The 1,462-nt window shown below is 64.5% G+C and carries 2 protein-coding genes and 1 pseudogene; all 3 read right to left on the bottom strand.

What is annotated here, in order from left to right; genetic code table 11:
• Positions 1–186: 186 nt before the first annotated feature.
• A complete protein-coding gene (locus IF64_RS26880) occupies positions 187–741 on the bottom strand; it encodes a DUF3558 domain-containing protein (protein WP_246134871.1) in 555 nt (184 codons plus the stop codon).
• A 35-nt stretch (positions 742–776) separates the two neighbouring features.
• Complete coding sequence (locus tag IF64_RS0124850) at positions 777–1,232, bottom strand: hypothetical protein (protein ID WP_030534595.1); 456 nt, start codon at positions 1,230–1,232, stop codon at positions 777–779.
• Positions 1,233–1,269: 37 nt separating this feature from the next.
• Positions 1,270–1,462, bottom strand: a pseudogene (locus IF64_RS25800) (hypothetical protein); the annotation flags it as partial.

Below are 1,462 nucleotides of genomic sequence, written 5' to 3'. Positions count from 1 at the left end.
CCCACAACTCATCAGGAACCAACCGCCACGACAACGCATCAACCACAATGGACGATCATCCCGGACGACGGGTCAAGATCCAAACGAGACACGCTCTTAATCCTCGGGTTCTGGGTTCGAGTCCCCAAGCGGTCCACCATCCGCCCAGGTCGCGTGACATGGGCCTTGCACGTCGAACGCCCCTACTCAGCCCCGCGGAACGTTCGGCTCAGCAGCCTCGACCAGTGCGTTTGCGATCTCACACGCCTGGCCGGTTTCAACTCCGCTCACACCCACGTCCACCCGGGTGGTTTCGGTGACGCCGATCGCGATCGTGCACACATCGGGCCCCGGAGAACGTGCGAATACTCGCCCATTCTCCTCAGTCTGCTGAACACCGCTGCCTCTGTCATTCATGACATCGACACCACCGTCAGTGCGGATAACGACAGACGAAGTGGCCACAGGCTTAGTGCTATAGCCCGCTTCGCCGTGCCAGGTACAGGCCGGGGCGCCCCCGACCTCGCTCCGCTCGGGCGAGCCAGCCTCGATAGGGCCAAACTCTTTCACCTTCGCCGTGGTCAGAACCGAGCATGGATCGAGCGAATCTAAGGACGCTGCATCTTCGCTTTGGGCTGACGTCGAGGCGCTGCCCGGACTTGACCGGGACGGCGATGCCGCTCCGTCGTCGCCCTCAGCGATACCACCTTCAGAGTCCGAACAAGCGGCAACTGAGAAGGCCGCAACGGCAAAAATCGGCAACAGGGCCGCACGCGCGGAACGCAATGCTGGTTCTCCTACCCGTTGAACGTCTGCTTCTGCTGATCCTCAGATTCACGGTAATTATCCATGGCGATCTTGAGGGCTTCCTCGGACTGCCGTATCACGGTGCGAAGCTGCCGAAGCATCGGCAAAACCCCCTGCGGGCCGTCGCCGCTCTGCTGTACGTGCTCGGCGACCTGTTGGGCGTATGGACCAGTACCCAGCTTCGGCGCTGCGGTTAGCGTGTTTGCCTCACCAAGGATGCGGTTGAGGTCGTCGTTGGCCTCGATGAGCGCATCCCGGATGGGCTGGGCGGCGTTCTCGCTGACGCGGAAGCCTCCGCCCTTGGCAGACTCCAACAGTGCGCTGGACTGTGCCTTGGCGTCGCCGACCTGCTTGGCCATGGCACTGCCGGCTGCTCCGATGCCGGCACCGATGGCCGCGCCGCGGCTGACTCCCCCGGACTCTGGAACATCACCGAACTCGGGCATCTCGGTTCCCCTCGGGTTGCTTACCTGACGTCGTGGTTTATTCGCCGATGACGGGTGGGGCGGTGCGTTCGTCGGTGCCGAACAGGCTGTCGGGGTCGGCTTCGACCAGCCAGGAGGGACGCTGGTGTTCCTCGTCCTCGCCGCCCTGCTGGTTGCCGCGTCCGGCTCCGGCGCCGCCCATCATGCCGCCACCGGCACCACCACGGGCGCCCGCGCCACCGGCCGCGGCC

Source organism: Prauserella rugosa, from assembly GCF_000719975.1.
Classification (GTDB): domain Bacteria; phylum Actinomycetota; class Actinomycetes; order Mycobacteriales; family Pseudonocardiaceae; genus Prauserella; species Prauserella rugosa.
Note: the sequence above shows the minus strand (reverse complement) of the source record. Positions and strands in the feature narration are given on the sequence as shown.